Here is a 16,494-nt window from a genome sequence, read left to right as displayed (position 1 = left end):
ACCCGAAGTCGTGTTCAGCGGAACATGCTGCGCAGGTTCTGCGCGATCTCGAACAGCGCCGGATTTTGCTTCACGGCGCGCTTGGCGCGGCTGATCGCCGAAAGCGCGGTGGCCGCCGGCTTGCCGCGCAGGCTGAGCGGAACGAAGCTGTCGACGATCGCTTCGTCGTCCTTGCAGAACAGCCGCTTGTACTCGTCCGAGCCGATGCCGAGATCGAAGGCGCGATAGTTCAGGCCGGCATGGCGATCGATGATGTCGCGCATCAGGATCAGGCCGGGGCTGAACTTCGAATTGGCCGACATCGTGTAGGTGTTGAACATCATCGAGAAGCGATGACCGTCGGAGACGCCGGCGAAGATCGCGATCACTTCCTCGTCGCACTCCAGCGCGTGGATGTCGATTGCATAGCCCTTGCCGTCGGCGCGCGGCGCGAGGCAGGCGGCGCGGATGAACTGCTCGATGCCCGGCTCGGCGAACACGTCGGGTAGTTTCTGCTCGGCCATGCGCTGCGGCTTGACGCGGAAGAACCAGTCGAGCAGCCGGCAGACGTCGGCGCTGTTGTCAGCGACATGGTAGCGATAGCCCGGCAGCGCCTGCAGCTTGCGCTCCTTGCCCTTGAGGCGGCGGCGGAATGAATTGCTGATCAGCGCGGCGGGTGCCACGCCGGGCTCGATGACCAGCAGCGGGCAGTCGTTCACCGAAGCCTGATGCGGCAGCAACACCATCGGATTGGGCTGGTCCTGCCAGCGCAGCGGCTGCTGGCACAGCATGAGCGCGTCGACGCGGGACCGCTCGGCGATCGATCCGATCAGGGCCGTGATGTCGGCTTCGGTCGCGTTGGCGGCGAAGTCGCGGTCGTACAGCGCCATGTTGAAGGTGGCATGCTTGCCGCCCATGAAGCTTGCGCAATTGGCGCCCAGGCGCTGCTCGACCGCGAGCGGCAACAGCAGCAGCGGACGGCGTTCGCTGTCATGGGCCACGACGATGAAGGGCCGCAGGCCTTCGCGCTCGCCGACCTGGCGTTGCCATGAGGCAAGAAAGTCGAAGCGCTGATAGGGCGTGTAGCTGTGTTGCGATGTCTCGAGGCTGCGCCAGGTCGCTTCGGCTGCAGTGAGATCGTGAAAGATGTCGACGCCGGCGACGCGGATTGCGTTCGGCCATGTTCGCGTGCCCGCCGTCTGGCCTTCAATTGCCGCAGCCATGGTCATCTCGGAACCCAAATTTTTTTAAGGTATTAATATACAGGTCTCGGCTGGGGCCGACCTTCGCAGGGAAATGTCAACAAAGAGTAATAACAATGCCTCGGGATGTGCCTGGCGGCGTGTGGGAACCGCCGGAACGGCAAGGACGGGTGGCGGGATCTTGGCGCCGGACAACGGGATTTTGCGGCGGGCTCGGGCCGAGCTCGCCTATTTCAGTGGCGCCTTCAGGTTGCGCGAACGCGAAGCCGGCGGCGCCGGGGTGATCCTCCGCTTCGCGCGTGTCCGTCCTGCCCATCGAGCCCGGTTCCAGCCGCTGAAATCCCAGGAGATCACGCCGGCATTCCTCGATCGCACGATCCGCGCGCTAAAGCGCTGGAGGTACGACATCGTCGGGATCGACGAGGCCTGCCGCCGCGCGGTGACCATGCCGGAGCGGCGCCGCTTTGCCTGCTTGAGCTTCGACGGCGCCAGCAAGGACATCGTCACGCATGCCTATCCCGTGCTTGCCTGGCATCGCGTCCCGTTCACGCTCTATCTGCCGACGGCTTTTCCGGACGGCGTGGGCGCGGCGTGGTGGCTGGTGCTCGAGGACATCATCGCCCGCGAGGGCCGCATCAGCCTTGTCATCGACGGCCGGGAACGTCATTTCGTGATCTCGGCCCGGTCGGACAAATACGAGCTGTTCGACTTCCTGTCCGGCTGGCTGCGCAAGCTGTCGCCATCTGATCTGTCCTATGCGGTGAACGATCTCGCACGGCGCTATTCGGCCGACGCCGCACAATTGTCACGCGGCGCATCACTCGACTGGCAGGATCTGGCGAAGCTCGCCGCGGATCCGAACGTGACGTTCGGCAGCGCCACGGTGAATTATCCGGCGTTGACCAGCCTGAAGGATAGCGACGCACAGCGCGAGATGGCGATGGGAAAGGCGGTCGCCGAGAGTGCGCTGCGGCGGCCGGTCAAGCATTTCGCCTACCCCTTCGGGGACCGCGAGGCATTCGCCCGTCCGCATGTCGTGATGGCGGAGGAGGCCGGCTTTACCAGCGCAGTGTCGACCATCTCCGGGGTGGTGCAGGCACAGGGACGCACCAACCTCCACGCACTGCCGCGCATCGCATGGGACGGCCGCGTGCGCTCATTGCGGATCATGCGGGTGCTGCTGTCGGGCGTGATGTTCGCGCCGGTGCGGCCGACGCGGAGCGCGCGGGAGCAGGGTGCGCTCTAAGCGCGATCGGGGCGCGACATCCAGGACACGATCGGCATCGCGGGCAGAACCCAGCCGAGCCCCGCGACGACGTAGAAGATCGCCTGCAGCAGGCCGGAATTGGCGAGCCACGGCGTCTGGGCCACCGTCATGCCGAGCAGCGACCACACCACGACCAGGATGAGCAGGAAGATGGTTCCAAGCAGTTTGCGGGTGCGTATGGCCATGACTTGATGTGTAACTCGTGATCCAGAGCGTCTTCAGCGGCGCTTGCGCCGCGGGCGCGCCGGACTATAAGGGGCTCGAAAATCCAATCAAGTCAGGGCGAAATGGCCGGTATTTCCGCAAAGACATCGCAGCTCCGCGCCGTCAGGGTATGGCTGCTCGCAGTTGCCGGACTGATCGCACTGATGGTGCTGGTCGGCGGCGCGACGCGGCTCACCGAGTCCGGCCTGTCGATCGTCGAATGGAAGCCGGTGACCGGCGCGCTCCCGCCGCTGACCGAGGCGCAGTGGACCCAGGCCTTCGAGGGTTACCGGAAGATCCCGCAATATCGCGAGCTCAACGCCGGGATGACGCTTGAGCAGTTCAAGACCATTTTCTGGTGGGAGTGGAGCCACCGGCTGCTCGGCCGGGTGATCGGCGCCGCCTATCTGCTGCCGTTCCTGTATTTCCTGTGGCGCGGCACGGTGAGCGGTGAGCTCGGCCGCCGGCTGTGGGTGATCTTCGGCCTCGGCGCGCTACAGGGCGGCGTCGGCTGGTGGATGGTGGCCTCCGGCCTCTCGGAGCGTGTCGAGGTGTCGCAGTATCGGCTGGCGACGCATCTGGTGCTGGCGCTGCTGATCTTCGCGGCTATCGTCTGGACGTTGCGCCGCCTGACCGACCGTCCGCCCGTGATCGCGCCCGCCAGACTGAAGCTCACGAGCGCGGTGCTGCTCGTGCTCACTTTCGTGCAGCTCTATTTCGGCGCGCTGGTTGCGGGCCTGCGCGCGGGCAGGGTCTACAACACCTGGCCCGAGATCGACGGCGGCTTGATCCCGTCCGCCGATCGGCTGTGGTTCGAGACGCCGTGGTGGCGCAATCTGTTCGACAACACGCTGACGGTGCAGTTCGAACATCGCATGACCGCGTATCTCTTGTTCGCGCTGGCGATCGCGCATGCGATCGATGCCGTGCGGTCGCGCGCCGCCGGTGGCGTGATCGCAGGCGCCTGGTGGCTGGTTGCGGCGATCACGCTGCAGGCGACGCTCGGCATCCTCACGCTGCTGCATCAGGTCCCGATCGATCTGGCGCTGACCCACCAGGCGGTCGCGATCGTCGTACTGACGCTCGCGGTGCTGCAGGCCGAGCGGTTTGCCGCGCGCCGAACGGAACAAGGCCAGCCGAACCTCGTTCCGGCAGGCCAGTCCCTTTGATCGATCAGGACAGGTAGTCGAGCCCGATATCGAGCGCGGCCGAGCTGTGGGTGATCCAGCCGACCGAGATCAGGTCGACGCCGGTGGCGGCAATCGCTGCGGCAGTCGCAGCCGTGATGCGGCCGGAGGCTTCGGTGATCGCCTTGCCGCGCGCCATCTGAACCGCCTGGCCGAGCTGCTCGGTCGTCATGTTGTCGAGCAGAACAGCGTCGACGCCGAGCGCCAGCGCTTCCTCGAGCTGCGACAGCGTGTCGACCTCGACCTCGATCTTGACCATATGGCCGGCATTGGCCTTGGCGCGTTCGATCGCGGTGCGGATGCCGCCGGCGAGCGCGATATGGTTGTCCTTGATCAGCATCGCATCGTCGAGCCCGAAACGGTGATTGCCGCCACCCCCGGCGCGCACCGCATATTTCTCCAGCGCCCGCAGTCCCGGCGTGGTCTTGCGGATGTCGACGATTTGTGCGCGCGTGCCCGCGACCGCTTTCACCAGCGTGGCGGTTGCGGTCGCGACGCCGCTGAGATGGCAGAGGAAGTTGAGCGCGGTGCGCTCCGCGGTGAGCAGGCCGCGGGCCGGACCGTCGATGATCGCGATCACCTGGTCGGGCTCGACCGCGCTGCCGTCGGGTCGCTCGGTGCGCAGCTCGATTGCTGGTGACACCATCTGGAACGCTGACCGCGCCACGTCGAGGCCTGCGATCACGCCGGGCTGCCGTGCCCGCATCACCAGCCGCGCCTGCTGGCCGGCCGGCACGATCGCGTCCGCGGTGATATCGCCGGCGCGGCCTAGATCCTCGCGCAGCGCGGTCTGCACGATCGGCTCATAGAGCAGGGGCAAGAGGGGATTGAGGGTCATGATAGAGCACTCCTGGCTGATAGCTTGGATTCAACGATGTCGCGGGCGGCGGTGAGCGCATCGGCGCGGGTGAGGGTGGACGGCGCTGCCGACACAGCGGTGTGCGGGAAGTCGGTGCGGAAATGACCGCCGCGGCTTTCCTCGCGCCGGATTGCGGCGACGGCGATCATCAAGCCGACCAGCGCCGGGTCGGACGCTGCACCGTGGCTGCGCGCGAGCGGATAGAGGCTGCCGATTGCGCGTGCGATGCCGTCGCGGTCGCGCAGGACGCCGAGCCCTTGGGTGAGGATCGGGCGCACGGCGGATGGATCGGAGGCCGGCGGCGTCGCGTCGTCGCGCAGCATGGCGCGCGGACCTGCGCCCACGCCCTCGATGCTCTCGGCGACCCAGCGTGCGCAGACGATTGCCTCCATCAGCGAGTTGCTGGCGAGCCGGTTGGCGCCGTGCAATCCGGTGCGTGCGGCCTCGCCGCAGGCCCACAGGCCCTGCACGGTGCTGCGGCCAAAGCCGTCAACCGCAATGCCTCCCATGTGGTAGTGAACCGCCGGCCGGATCGGGATCGGGTCCGTGGCGGGATCGATGCCCGCCATCTTGCAGAACGCGCTGATCACGGGATAACGTTTGGCGAAATCCGCGCCTGGATGCTGGCGCGCATCGAGGAAGGTGCGATGCCCCGCGGCGCGGTGGCGCCAGACCGCGCGCGCGACGATGTCACGTGCCGCAAGCTCGGCGCCGGGTTGATCGGCCATGAAGCGCTGTCCGGTCTCGTCGATCAGAACGGCGCCATCGCCGCGGATCGCCTCGGTCAATAGCGGCATCGGCCGCGACGGCCCGTCGAAGGCGGTCGGATGGAACTGGACGAATTCGATGTCCGACAGTGTTGCGCCGGCATGTGCCGCAAGCGCGAGCCCCTGGCCGAAGCATCCCCCCGGGTTGGTGCTGTCGGCGAACAGCCCGCCGATGCCGCCGGTCGCGATCACCACGCGGTTGGTTGTGATGGTCAGCGCGCCGCGGTCGCTCGCCGCAAGCACGCCTCTGACCGCATTGTCCTCGACCAGCAGACGGCGCGCCTCGACGCCTTCCAGCAATGTGATCGACGGTGTCCGACGGACAGCGGCGATCAGCGCGCGCATGATCTCGCGGCCGGTGCCATCGCCGGTGGCGTGCACGATGCGATTGCAGCGATGCGCGGCCTCGAGGCCGAGGCGCCAGCTGCCGTCGGCATTCCGGTCGAAGGCGACGCCGAGCTCGGCGAGATGCTCCACGGCGGCGGGCGCCGCACGGACGATCCGGGATGCCGCTGCCGCGTCGCAGAGGCCGGCACCGGCCGCGAGCGTGTCGGCGAGATGCAAGGCAGGGCTGTCATCCGCACCGACCGGCGCGGCCAATCCACCTTGCGCCCACATGCTGGAGGCTTCCGCGCCGAGCGGGGATTTCGAGATCAGCACGATGGGCTCGGGCGCGAGCTGCAGCGCGGTCATCAGCCCCGCCGCGCCGCCGCCGATGATGACCGGGCGGCCGTTCAGATCGGAAAGATCGGTACTCATATGGCCAACATCCTTTCGACGCTCTTGCGCGCGCGATCGGCGATTTCAGGGTCGATCGTGACTTCATGCTGATTGGTCTCCAGCGCGTGGCGGATGTTCTTCAGCGTGATCCGCTTCATGTGCGGGCAGAGATTGCAGGGGCGGACGAAGTCGACGTCGGGATTGCGCGCCGCGATATTGTCGCTCATCGAGCACTCCGTCAGCAGCACGACGCGCGGCGGACGCTTGGTCTCGACGAATGTCTGCATCGCAGCCGTCGAGCCTGAGAAATCCGCTTCGGCGACGACGTCGGGCGGGCATTCCGGATGTGCCAGGACCGTGACGTCAGGATAATTCTCGCGCAGCTGGCGCACGTCTTCGGCGGTGAACAGCTCATGGACCTCGCAATGGCCCTTCCAGGCGATGATCTTCTTGCTGCTCTGCTTGGCGATGTTCTGCGCCAGATATTCGTCCGGCAGCATGATGACGCGCTCGGCATCGAGCGATTCCACGATCTTGAGCGCGTTGCCCGAGGTGCAGCAGATGTCGGACTCCGCCTTCACCGCGGTCGAGGTGTTGACATAGGCAACGACGGGCGCGTCCGGATAGCGCGCGCGCATCAGCCGCACGTCCGCGGCCGTGATGGAATCCGCGAGCGAGCAGCCGGCTTTGAGATCGGGGATCAGCACGGTCTTGGCTGGGTTCAGCAGCTTTGCCGTCTCGGCCATGAAGTGCACGCCCGCGAGCACGATGACGTCGGCGTCGACCTTGGTCGCTTCGCGCGCGAGCAGGAGACTGTCGCCGACGATGTCGGCAACGCCATGGAAGATCTCCGGCGTCTGGTAGTTGTGCGCGAGCACCACCGCGTTGCGGCGGCGCTTCAGCTCCAGGATCGCGTCGACGTCCTCGGCGAAAGTCGCCCATTCGAACGGCGGGATGACGCGTTTGACGCGCTCATAGAGCGGCGCGGTGCGGGTGAGAAGATCGGTATCGAGCAGGGCCATTTATACTCTCCGTGAGCATAAGATGGCTTATACTTATCCTGAGCATAAGGCGTGTCAAGTGCGCGAAAGCGGAAGCTTGGTGCCGGCGACGGCCCGTTCGGCCAATACGCCATGGCGGAAGCGGAACAGCTTGGCCGGCCGACCGACGGTATCGGCGGCCATTGCGCCAGTCTCTTCAACGAGTTCCTGCTGCTCGATCAGCCGGCGGAAGTTCTGCTTGTGGACCAGCCGGCCTGCGAGCGCCTCAACACTGCGTTGCAGTTGCAGCAGGGTGAACTCGGCCGGCATCAGCTCGAATACCACCGGACGGTATTTGATCTTGGCGCGCAGCCGCGCGATCCCGGTCGCGAGGATGCGGCGATGATCCGCCGTCATCGGCTTGCCCGGCACGACCGATACTTCACGACTTCGCGTGCGGTCGGCTTCCGGAATCAGCGACGCCTCCCAGAGGAGTTCGTAGCGCTGCAACACCAGCTCTTCGTTCCAGTCGCGGTCCTCGAGGCCGAAGGTGATGGCGCAGCGTTGCCAGCGCTCGCGCTGCAAGGTTGGTGAGGGGGCTGCCTTCGCCCACGCCTTCAGTTTCGGCGCGATCATCTTGGCGATAAACGCCGGTGCGCCATCGCGATGATCTTCCCAGGGAAAGTAGTCGTACCAGCCGGACCAGTGCGCCTCGAAGCCTTCGCCGACCCGGTCCTCGCGGGTCAGGCCGAGATAGCTGATCGAGACGCTGTGCGGCGACTTGGCGTCGCCGGACCGGCCGCGGTCGGCAAAGGTGTAGAGCTGTTCGACATAGCCGAGCGGGTGGCCGGTCTGCGCCTCGACCCAGGCCCGCAACGCGGTTTGCAGGGAGCGGTGGGTGAACTCGAACGGTCCGCTCGGCAGCGCGGCGCCGCCGGCGATGGTCATGATCTTGGGGGTGCCGTCGGTGACGGCGACCAGCACCGCGACGAGGTCGGCGGTGACCGCGTTGCCCGAAGCGTGTGCGCTGGTTTTCTGCGGCGATCTGGCCACGCGATCGTCCCGGGCTAGCAGTAGCCGTAGACGCCGCAGGCGTAGGGCAGGCGGTCCCAATAAGTCACATAGGCGCCGCCGTAATACGGGCCGAGATAGCTGTAGGAGCGGTGGTCGCCGTAATAGCCCGGCAGCGCCGCCGATCCAGGGAGCAGCGGTTCGCCGGGCGGGAACACGATGTACGGCTCTGAATTGAGCGGGATCACCTTGGGCTCGACGACCACGAGCTGGCGTCCCCGCCGCACATAGGTCGGTCCTGTGATGGTGGTGCGGTAGGCGTAGTGCCGGCGCGGCAGTCCCGCCGGCAGCTGGCGCGCAGCTTTCACGGCGGCACTCTTCGGGGGGACGGGGCCGTCGGCGGCGTCAGCAGGCGACATCGCAGACAGTGCAATCGCGAGCGGCAATATCCAGCGCAGCATCAATGGTCTCCCGAATCATCCGGAGCCTATCACTGCCACTTTAAGCCGGATTGAACGTTAACGAGAGACTCGTCGGAATTAAGCGTTAACGCGACCGTGGTTTGGGGAAATTGCCGGAGCGATGCGGGCGCACCGCTCCGGAACCAATGTGCATGATCCGGAAAAGTGCGGAGCGGTTTTCCGAAAAGATCATGCGTAAACAAGAATCTAAAGCGCGATCTCATCGCGCTTTAGATGGGGTCAGGCGCGCAGCGCCTGGTCGAGGTCGGCGATCAGGTCTTCCTTGTCCTCGATGCCGATCGAGAGCCGCACCACCTCGGGCGCCGCGCCCGACTTCACCTTGGCGGCGTCGTCGAGCTGGCTGTGGGTGGTGGAGGCCGGGTGGATCACGAGCGAGCGGGTGTCGCCGACATTGGCAAGATGCGAGAACAGCTTCAGGTTCGACACCAGATTGACGCCGGCGTCATAGCCGCCCTTGAGGCTGAAGGTGAACACCGCACCGGCACCCTTCGGCGCATATTTGCGCTGCAGGGCGTTGTATTTGTCGCCGGGCAGGCCGGCGTAGTTGACCGCGGACACGGCCGGGTGGGTGGAGAGGAATTCCGCCACCGCCTTGGCGTTGTCGCAGTGCTTCTGCATGCGCAGCGGAAGCGTCTCGATGCCGGTCAGGATCATGAAGGCGTTGAACGGCGACAGCGCCGGGCCGAGGTCGCGCAGGCCGAGCACGCGGCAGGCGATCGCGAAGGCGAAATTGCCGAAGGTCTCCTGGATCCGGATGCCGTGATATTCCGGGCGCGGCTCGCTCAGCATCGGATATTTGTTGTCCTTCGACCAGTCGAAGGTGCCGGCGTCGACGATGATGCCGCCGAGCGAGTTGCCGTGGCCACCGAGGAACTTGGTTAGCGAGTGCACGACGATGTCGGCGCCGTGGTCGATCGGCTTGATCAGGTAGGGTGAGGCCAGCGTGTTGTCGACGATCAGCGGCACGCCGGCCTTGCGCGCAACGGCGGCGATCGCCTCGATGTCGGTGATGCTGCCGGCGGGGTTGGCGATCGACTCGATGAAGATCGCCTTGGTGTGCGGTGTCACCGCGCGTTCGAAGCTTTCGATCTCGTCGGGATCGGCCCAGGCCACGTTCCAGCCGAATGCCTTGAAGGCGTGGGTGAACTGGTTGATCGAGCCGCCATAGAGCTTGCGCGCGGCGATGATCTCGTCGCCGGGCTTCAACAGCTGTTGCAGCACGACGAGCTGCGCGGCGTGGCCGGAGGCAACCGCGAGCGCCGCGGTGCCGCCCTCGAGCGCTGCGACGCGCTCCTCGAGCACGGCGTTGGTCGGGTTGCCGATCCGGGTATAGATGTTGCCGAACGCCTGCAAGCCGAACAGCGAAGCCGCATGGTCGGCGTCGTTGAAGACGAATGACGTGGTCTGGTAGATCGGCGTCGCCCGCGCGCCGGTGGTGGGATCAGGCTGTGCGCCGGCGTGCACGGCGAGGGTGGAAAATCCCGGGAGGCGATCGGTCATTCTTTGTGTCCTGTTGTGGCCTGGTCGAAATGCGCGGCATGCTGATGGTGGCGGCGCCCGCCGTCAAGCCGCGTTGGCGCGCGCGCCGTGGTTTGAAACGGGCATGCTGCGCTTGATCGGATGATCGCGACGATTATTCCGCCGAAACGTCAGGTCGTCTCGGTCTTGTTCTTCGCGGCGCGGTCGGATGCCGCAGTCTGGCCGCCGCCGAAGCTGGTGCGGTTGAGCGACAGCCGCATGCCCTGGGTCGGGATCGGCGCGCGCTTGGAGCTCAGCGTGCGCGAGTTGACGCCCATCCAGGAGATCTCCGACGACAGCCGGCCATACTCGATCTTGGGGCAGCGGTTCATCACCACCTTGAGGCCCGCGGACTCCGCCTTCTCGGCCGCGGCATCGTCGCGCGCGCCGAGCTGCATCCAGATCACCTTCGGCAGCGGTGATAATTTCAGCGCCTCCTCGACGACGGGCATGATGTGGCTCGAATTGCGGAAGATGTCGATCATGTCGATCGGACGATCGATGTCCGCAAGCGAGGCGACGAACGGCTTACCCATCAGCGCCTTGCCGACGTGGCCGGGATTGACCGGGATCATGTCGTAGCCGCGCTGCGCCAGGTATTTGAAGGCAAAATAGCTCGGCCGCACGTTGACCGGCGAGGCGCCGACCATCGCGATCGATTTGACGTTGTTCAGGATGCTGCGGATGTAGTTGTCGTCGTACGCGTCGTGATTCATTTTCTTACTTGTCTTGCCACTTCGGATCGCGCTTCTCGATGAAGGCGCCGATGCCTTCCTCTGCATCGCGTGCCATCATGTTTTCGGTCATCACCTCTGCCGCGAAGCGATAGGCGTCGCTGAGGTTCATCTCGGCCTGGCGATAGAACGCCTCCTTGCCGAGCTTGACGGTGTAGGCCGATTTCAGCGCGACCTTCTCGGCCAGCGCGATCGCGGCGTCGCGTTCGGTGCCTGCCGGCACCACGCGGTTGACAAGACCGATGCTCTGCGCCGTCGCTGCGGAGACCGGCTCGCCGGTCAGCAGCATCTCCATCGCCTGCTTGCGCGGCACGTTCCGCGACAGCGCCACCATCGGCGTCGAGCAGAATAGCCCGATGTCGACGCCCGGCGTCGCAAACGCCGCCGCGTCGGAGGCGACGGCGAGGTCGCAGCTTGCGACGAGCTGGCAGCCGGCTGCAGTGGCGATGCCCTGGACGGATGCGACCACCGGCTTCGGCAAATGCACGATCGCCTGCATCATCGCGCTGCAGGCGTTCATGATCTCAGCGAAATAGCCGCGGCCGCGGTCGGCGTCGGTACGGCGCGCGGTGAGCTCCTTGAGGTCGTGGCCGGCGCAGAACGCCGGGCCGTTGGCAGCGAGCACGACGGCACGGATGCTCTTGTCACCGCCGATATCGTTCAGCGCAGCGTGCAGCTCGCCGATCAGGCCTTCGGAGAGGCTATTGCGCGCCGCCGGGCGATTGAGCGTCAGTAGCGCGATACTGCCAACGGTCTCGCGCAGCAGGATCGGCTGATGTTGCGGCGCTTCCGCGCGGGCGGCTTGGGCGGACATGACGAAATTCCTCTATCGTGCCTGTGACAATTTAATGTAACAGGCAGGCTGAAGCGAGGGCAGGGACCGCATGGCGATTGCGAAAATGAGCGTGGCTGAGCTGGAAGAGTTCCTGCGCGAGGAATTTCCGCAGGCGTTCACCCACGACGACATCCGGATCGAAAGCGCCGATGGCGAGACGGCCCTGCTGCGCCAGCGCTTCAGCGAGCGCATGTTGCGCCCGGGCGGTACGGTGTCGGGACCGACCCTGATGGGGCTCGCGGATTTCGCCATGTATGTGGTGCTGCTGTCGGCGATCGGGCCGATCGGCCTGGCCGTCACCACCAATCTCAACATCAACTTCCTGCGCAAGGGCCAGCCGAGCCAGGACGTGCTCGCGGTCGCCAAGCTGCTCAAGCTCGGCAAGCGGCTGGCAGTCGGGGAGGTGAACCTGCTGTCCGGCACCTCGCCGGATCCGATCGCCCATGTCACGGCAACCTATTCCATTCCAAATCAATAGTCTTTCTCGCGGTATTATTGCACCATATTTATAAGTAGATGTTTTTGCTGATCTAATTCTCGTGCGGCGACGTTGACGCGCGCTCGCGGCTTCTCTAGAAAGCCGCCAGTTCGGCGCATACGGCGCCGATTTCTTTTTCACGGATTTCACACATGAGCACGTTCTCGGCTAAGCCCGCCGAAGTGACGAAGAAGTGGGTCGTGATCGACGCCAAGGGTCTGGTCGTCGGTCGTCTCGCCACCCTCGTCGCGATGCGCCTGCGCGGCAAACACCTGCCCACCTACACCCCGCATGTCGATTGCGGCGACAACGTCATCATCGTCAACGCCGCGCATGTGGTGCTGACCGGCCGCAAGCGCGACCAGAAGACCTACTACAAGCACACCGGCTTCATCGGTGGCATCAAGGAGCGCACTGCGAAGCAGATCCTCGAGGGTCGTTTCCCTGAGCGCGTCGTCGAGAAGGCGATCGAGCGCATGATCCCGCGCGGTCCGCTCGGCCGCATGCAGATGGGCAATCTGCGCGTCTATCCGGGTGCCGAGCATCCGCATGAGGCCCAGAGCCCCGAGAAGGTCGATATCGCTTCCCTGAACCGCAAGAACACGAGGGCCGCATAATGTCCGATACGTTGCAGTCCCTCGACCAGCTCTCGCAGGTCAAGCCGGCGGCTCCCGACGCGCCGAAGTACGTCAAGAAGGTCGACAAGTACAATCGCGCTTACGCCACCGGCAAGCGCAAGGACGCGGTCGCCCGCGTCTGGGTCAAGCCCGGCTCGGGCAAGATCTCGGTCAACACCCGCGAGTTCGAAGTCTACTTCGCCCGCCCGGTGCTGCGCATGATGATCCAGCAGCCGCTGGTCGCTGCCGCCCGCAACGGCCAGTACGACGTGATCTGCACCGTCGCCGGCGGCGGTCTCTCGGGCCAGGCCGGTGCAGTTCGCCACGGCATCTCGAAGGCGCTGACGAACTTCGAGCCCGAGCTGCGCGGCGTCCTCAAGAAGGGCGGCTTCCTGACCCGCGACAGCCGCTCGGTCGAGCGCAAGAAGTACGGCAAGGCGAAGGCCCGCAAGTCCTTCCAGTTCTCGAAGCGCTAATTCGAGTTGTAAAATTCGCGGCAATTGCCGCGTGCATCGAGTTGCAGAGGGCGCCGCGAGGCGCCCTTTTTGCTGCGCCCAACGGCGCGCGCTTCGACGTGAATTAGCGCAGTTTTTCATGAAAACTTGCGTGTGCGTGCAAACGAAATTGGAACTCGGGCCTTCTAGCGTGCGATCTCGCACTGGCGCTGCATCACCGTATTAATTGCGCCTGCGGACGTTGCATCACACCGGGCTGGGGTGACTTATGTCGTTCGATCCATCGACGCTTTATCTGTTCGCCACCATGGTCGCGGGCATGCTCGGCGCCATGCTCTGGTTGTTCGGCAGGCAGGAGAACATTGCCGCGCTGAAATGGTGGGGCACCGCTTATCTGCTCGGCGCGGCCTCGGTCGCGCTCTGGACGGTCGGCAGTACGACGCTTGATCCGATGGTTCTGCTGGGCCTCAATGCGATCGGCTTCGGCGCCTGCGGCATGGTCTGGAATGCTGCGCGCATCTTCCATGGCCGCAAGGCCAACCTGCCGGGACTCGTGCTCGGCCCGATCGCATGGATCGGCGCGGTGACGACGGTCGCCGATCCGGCGCTGCGCCTGACCATCGGCGCCGGAATCGTGGCGATCTACGCCGCGTTGACCGCCTCCGAACTCTGGAGCGAGCGCCGCCGTGCAATGCAGCGGCGCTGGATCGCGATCGTGATCCCGGTCGCCCATGGCTGCGTCCTGATGCTGCCGATCCTGGTCGGCGACGTGCTGCGGCTGAACGGCCAGAACTTCGTCAGCAACTTCTGGGTCACGCTGTTCTCGATCGAACTCGTGCTGTACGCGATCGGCACGGTGTTCGTGATCTTCATGATGGTGTCGGACCGCGCGGTGGCCGTGCACAAGACGGCTGCCTCGATCGATCCGTTGAGCGGCATGCTCAACCGCCGCGGATTCACCGAAGCCTGTACCCGGGTGATCGAGCGCGAAGCCGATGGCGGCCGGCCGGTGACGGTGATGATCTTCGACATCGATCACTTCAAATCGATCAACGACCGCTTCGGCCATCCGGCGGGTGACGAGATCCTGAAGCTGTTCTCCGCCGTGGTGGTCAACAGTCTCAGGATCAGCGATCTGTCGGGCCGGATCGGCGGCGAGGAGTTCGCGGCGCTGCTGCCGTGCTCGCTGGAGGAGGGCGTGCTGGTCGCCGAGCGTGTGCGCGAGGCGTTCGAGAACAGCAACATCAGTTGCGAGGAAGGCGCGGTCGAGACCACGGTCAGCATCGGCGTCGCCGGCGGACCCGCCGGGACCGAGCTCGAGGTGCTGCTGGCCGCGGCCGACACCGCGCTCTACCAGGCCAAGCGCGGCGGTCGCAACCGCGTCGAGGCGGCGGAGGAATTGCCGCTGTCGCTGGAGAATTGGCGGCGCAAGACCGCGGGCCTGCCGGCATCGGCGCGGCAAAAGCCGGCGAACGTCGGCGCGTGAGCGTGGTAACGACTCGTTAACCATTCGATCCCATGCTTTCGGGCATGGAGTCGATCCGCACCCGCAATCCGCAGTCTGCCCTGATGTCGCTCGAAGCCGACGCTGTTTCGGCGCGCAGCGGGTTCGCCTGCCTGTTCTCGGATTCCGAAGAGTACGAGACCGCGCTGATCGCCGAACGGCGCGCGCAGGGGCGGTACGAGCAGCGGAAGCATCACTGGCCGATCGCGATGCTGCTCGGCGTGATGCTGATGGTCCTGGGAACGGTGCTGCTGTTCTCCTAAATCCTGCCGTCATTGCGAGGAGCGACGGCGACGAAGCAATCCATGCTTCCGACTACGCCGCGCGTTGGATTCTTCGCTCGCAATGACGGGGATCAAGCAACGCGCAGCCCATCATCGTCACCCTTAGTGAGATCAGGCTGCTTTCGCCGGCGCCTCGTCCTCCGCCTTGAAGTGATCGATCATCACCTTGGCGATCGCCATCAGCGGCAGCGCCAGCGCCAGTCCCCAGATGCCGAATACGACGCCGAGCAGGATCTGGAACGCGAACAGCGTTGCCGGCGGGATGTCCAGCGCCTGGCGCTGGATGATCGGAGTCAGGATGTAGCTCTCCAGCGCGTGAACGCCGAGGAACAGGACGAAGGCCGACAGTGCCGCGATCCACCCCGTCGCGAGGCTCGCCAGCACCACGATCAGCCCGCCGAGGATCGCGCCGACCGTCGGGATGAAGGCGAGCAGGCCGGCCTGGATGCCGAGGATGAACGAGCTCGGAATGCCGATGATGGCAAGCCCGATCCAGGTGACGAGGAACACCGCGGTCATGGTGATGATCTGCGCGATCAGCCAGCGCTCCAGCGTCTCGCCGATACGGTCGACGATGATGGTCGCTTGCGCGCGGTATTTTGCCGGCGCCATGAACAGCAGCCCGGCGCGGTAGATGCTCGGCTGGGCCGCGAAGGCGAGCCCGAGGAACAGCACGATGAAGAAGTTGCCGACGACGCTGACGGTGCCGAGCAGCACCTTCAACGTCTGGCTGATGATGGCGCCGCCGCTGGAGGCCAGCGCGCCGGCGCCGGGGATGCCATGGGACTGCGACGTTGCCGGCGTGGTGGTCGTCGTGGTCGCCACGGCGGTGCCGTCCGGCTTCGCCTCGCCGGCGGCATTGGCGAAATCAAGATAGCTGGTGTCGACACCGTGCTGCTCGAGGAACTCCTTGACGCTGCCGAGCTGCGATTTGATCGTGTTGCTCAGCACCGTGGCCTGCTGCGCGATGGTGGCGCCGCCGAGGAACACGATGCCGGACAGCAGTCCCGCCAGCGCCAGGCAGACGATTGCAAGCCGCAGCGCATGCGGCAGCGGAAACAGCCGGCCGAGCAGGGTGGTCATCGCGTTCAGGCCGACGCCGAGCAGCATGCCCGAGAACAGCAGGAACAGGGTGGCGGCGAACTGCCAGGCGAACAGCAAGAGGGCCGCGAATAGCACGATGCCGATACCGCCGACGGCGATCGCCCACGCCATGTCGTTTCGCGCCTGCAGGCGATTGTCAGCCGAGTCTGTCACGGGTGATTCCCCCTTCGCGACGGTGTCCGGAGCAGTCTTTGGCGAAAACTCCGCCGGGATCAAGCTGCGAGCGCTGTGCCGGTTTGCCGCCGACCGTCGGTTGTGGCGGCGAGGCCGCCGGCTGGGGCGTTTCCGGCTCCTGGCGGCCGTTTGG

Annotated in this window: 18 protein-coding genes; 7 read left to right on the top strand and 11 right to left on the bottom strand. The window is 65.6% G+C overall.

Features of this window, described 5'->3' with window-relative positions:
- Positions 1 to 14: 14 nt before the first annotated feature.
- On the bottom strand, positions 15 to 1,208 hold the full coding sequence (locus CK489_RS30200) for a GNAT family N-acetyltransferase (protein WP_095734916.1): 1,194 nt from the start codon (positions 1,206 to 1,208) through the stop codon (positions 15 to 17).
- Between the two features lie 154 nt (positions 1,209 to 1,362).
- On the opposite strand from CK489_RS30200, the gene CK489_RS30195 reads away from it, so the two are divergent.
- Complete coding sequence (locus CK489_RS30195) at positions 1,363 to 2,427, top strand: polysaccharide deacetylase family protein (RefSeq protein ID WP_095734915.1); 1,065 nt, start codon at positions 1,363 to 1,365, stop codon at positions 2,425 to 2,427.
- Here CK489_RS30195 and CK489_RS30190 read toward each other — a convergent pair.
- Positions 2,424 to 2,633, bottom strand: coding sequence for a DUF2842 domain-containing protein (locus tag CK489_RS30190; protein ID WP_076857838.1), 210 nt, complete (start codon positions 2,631 to 2,633; stop codon positions 2,424 to 2,426). The genes CK489_RS30195 and CK489_RS30190 overlap by 4 nt on opposite strands.
- 102 nt (positions 2,634 to 2,735) lie before the next feature.
- Here CK489_RS30190 and CK489_RS30185 point away from each other — a divergent pair, with 102 nt between their 5' ends.
- Positions 2,736 to 3,821: a COX15/CtaA family protein gene (locus CK489_RS30185; RefSeq protein WP_095734914.1), complete on the top strand. Its 1,086-nt coding sequence runs from the start codon at positions 2,736 to 2,738 to the stop codon at positions 3,819 to 3,821.
- 4 nt (positions 3,822 to 3,825) lie between these two features.
- On the opposite strand, the gene nadC is transcribed toward CK489_RS30185, so the two are convergent.
- The 8 genes from nadC to CK489_RS30145 form a co-directional block, all read right to left on the bottom strand.
- Positions 3,826 to 4,677: a carboxylating nicotinate-nucleotide diphosphorylase gene (gene nadC / locus CK489_RS30180; protein ID WP_050627350.1), complete on the bottom strand. Its 852-nt coding sequence runs from the start codon at positions 4,675 to 4,677 to the stop codon at positions 3,826 to 3,828.
- On the bottom strand, positions 4,674 to 6,224 hold the full coding sequence (locus CK489_RS30175) for an L-aspartate oxidase (RefSeq protein ID WP_095734913.1): 1,551 nt from the start codon (positions 6,222 to 6,224) through the stop codon (positions 4,674 to 4,676). Before CK489_RS30175 ends, nadC begins: the two co-directional genes overlap by 4 nt.
- Complete coding sequence (gene nadA / locus CK489_RS30170; RefSeq protein ID WP_095734912.1) at positions 6,221 to 7,207, bottom strand: quinolinate synthase NadA; 987 nt, start codon at positions 7,205 to 7,207, stop codon at positions 6,221 to 6,223. The genes CK489_RS30175 and nadA overlap by 4 nt, the downstream gene beginning before the upstream one ends.
- Positions 7,208 to 7,261: 54 nt before the next feature.
- Positions 7,262 to 8,218, bottom strand: coding sequence for an NUDIX hydrolase (locus CK489_RS30165; protein ID WP_095734911.1), 957 nt, complete (start codon positions 8,216 to 8,218; stop codon positions 7,262 to 7,264).
- Between the two features lie 14 nt (positions 8,219 to 8,232).
- Entirely contained in the window at positions 8,233 to 8,637 is a 405-nt protein-coding gene (locus CK489_RS30160; RefSeq protein WP_050627348.1) for a hypothetical protein, read from the bottom strand.
- A gap of 240 nt (positions 8,638 to 8,877) precedes the next feature.
- A complete protein-coding gene (locus CK489_RS30155) occupies positions 8,878 to 10,158 on the bottom strand; it encodes an O-acetylhomoserine aminocarboxypropyltransferase (protein WP_063695442.1) in 1,281 nt (426 codons plus the stop codon).
- A gap of 149 nt (positions 10,159 to 10,307) precedes the next feature.
- Positions 10,308 to 10,892: a CoA-binding protein gene (locus CK489_RS30150; protein ID WP_050627346.1), complete on the bottom strand. Its 585-nt coding sequence runs from the start codon at positions 10,890 to 10,892 to the stop codon at positions 10,308 to 10,310.
- A 4-nt stretch (positions 10,893 to 10,896) separates the two neighbouring features.
- Positions 10,897 to 11,724: an enoyl-CoA hydratase gene (locus tag CK489_RS30145; RefSeq protein WP_095734910.1), complete on the bottom strand. Its 828-nt coding sequence runs from the start codon at positions 11,722 to 11,724 to the stop codon at positions 10,897 to 10,899.
- A 70-nt stretch (positions 11,725 to 11,794) separates the two neighbouring features.
- Between CK489_RS30145 and CK489_RS30140 the strand changes: the two genes are divergently transcribed.
- The 5 genes from CK489_RS30140 to CK489_RS30120 all read left to right on the top strand — a co-directional run bounded on the left by CK489_RS30140 (position 11,795) and on the right by CK489_RS30120 (position 15,062).
- Positions 11,795 to 12,223 carry a PaaI family thioesterase gene (locus CK489_RS30140; protein ID WP_050627344.1) on the top strand — a complete coding sequence of 143 codons (429 nt, stop codon included), beginning with the start codon at positions 11,795 to 11,797 and terminating at the stop codon, positions 12,221 to 12,223.
- Between the two features lie 152 nt (positions 12,224 to 12,375).
- The gene (gene rplM, locus CK489_RS30135; RefSeq protein WP_021079117.1) at positions 12,376 to 12,840 is read left to right on the top strand and encodes a 50S ribosomal protein L13; all 465 of its coding nucleotides are present in this window, start codon (positions 12,376 to 12,378) and stop codon (positions 12,838 to 12,840) included.
- On the top strand, positions 12,840 to 13,316 hold the full coding sequence (gene rpsI, locus CK489_RS30130; RefSeq protein WP_028333930.1) for a 30S ribosomal protein S9: 477 nt from the start codon (positions 12,840 to 12,842) through the stop codon (positions 13,314 to 13,316). The genes rplM and rpsI overlap by 1 nt, the downstream gene beginning before the upstream one ends.
- Positions 13,317 to 13,563: 247 nt before the next feature.
- Positions 13,564 to 14,781, top strand: a complete 1,218-nt coding sequence (locus tag CK489_RS30125; protein ID WP_050627343.1) for a GGDEF domain-containing protein — start codon at positions 13,564 to 13,566, stop codon at positions 14,779 to 14,781.
- Between the two features lie 44 nt (positions 14,782 to 14,825).
- Positions 14,826 to 15,062, top strand: a complete 237-nt coding sequence (locus tag CK489_RS30120; protein ID WP_050627342.1) for a hypothetical protein — start codon at positions 14,826 to 14,828, stop codon at positions 15,060 to 15,062.
- 132 nt (positions 15,063 to 15,194) lie between these two features.
- Here CK489_RS30120 and CK489_RS30115 read toward each other — a convergent pair whose 3' ends face one another.
- Positions 15,195 to 16,340: an AI-2E family transporter gene (locus CK489_RS30115; RefSeq protein WP_095734909.1), complete on the bottom strand. Its 1,146-nt coding sequence runs from the start codon at positions 16,338 to 16,340 to the stop codon at positions 15,195 to 15,197.
- Between the last annotated feature and the right edge of the window lie 154 nt (positions 16,341 to 16,494).

Origin of the sequence: Bradyrhizobium sp. UFLA03-84, from assembly GCF_002289535.1 — a bacterium.
GTDB classification, from domain to species: Bacteria; Pseudomonadota; Alphaproteobacteria; order Rhizobiales; family Xanthobacteraceae; genus Bradyrhizobium; species Bradyrhizobium viridifuturi.
Note: the sequence above shows the minus strand (reverse complement) of the source record. Positions and strands in the feature narration are given on the sequence as shown.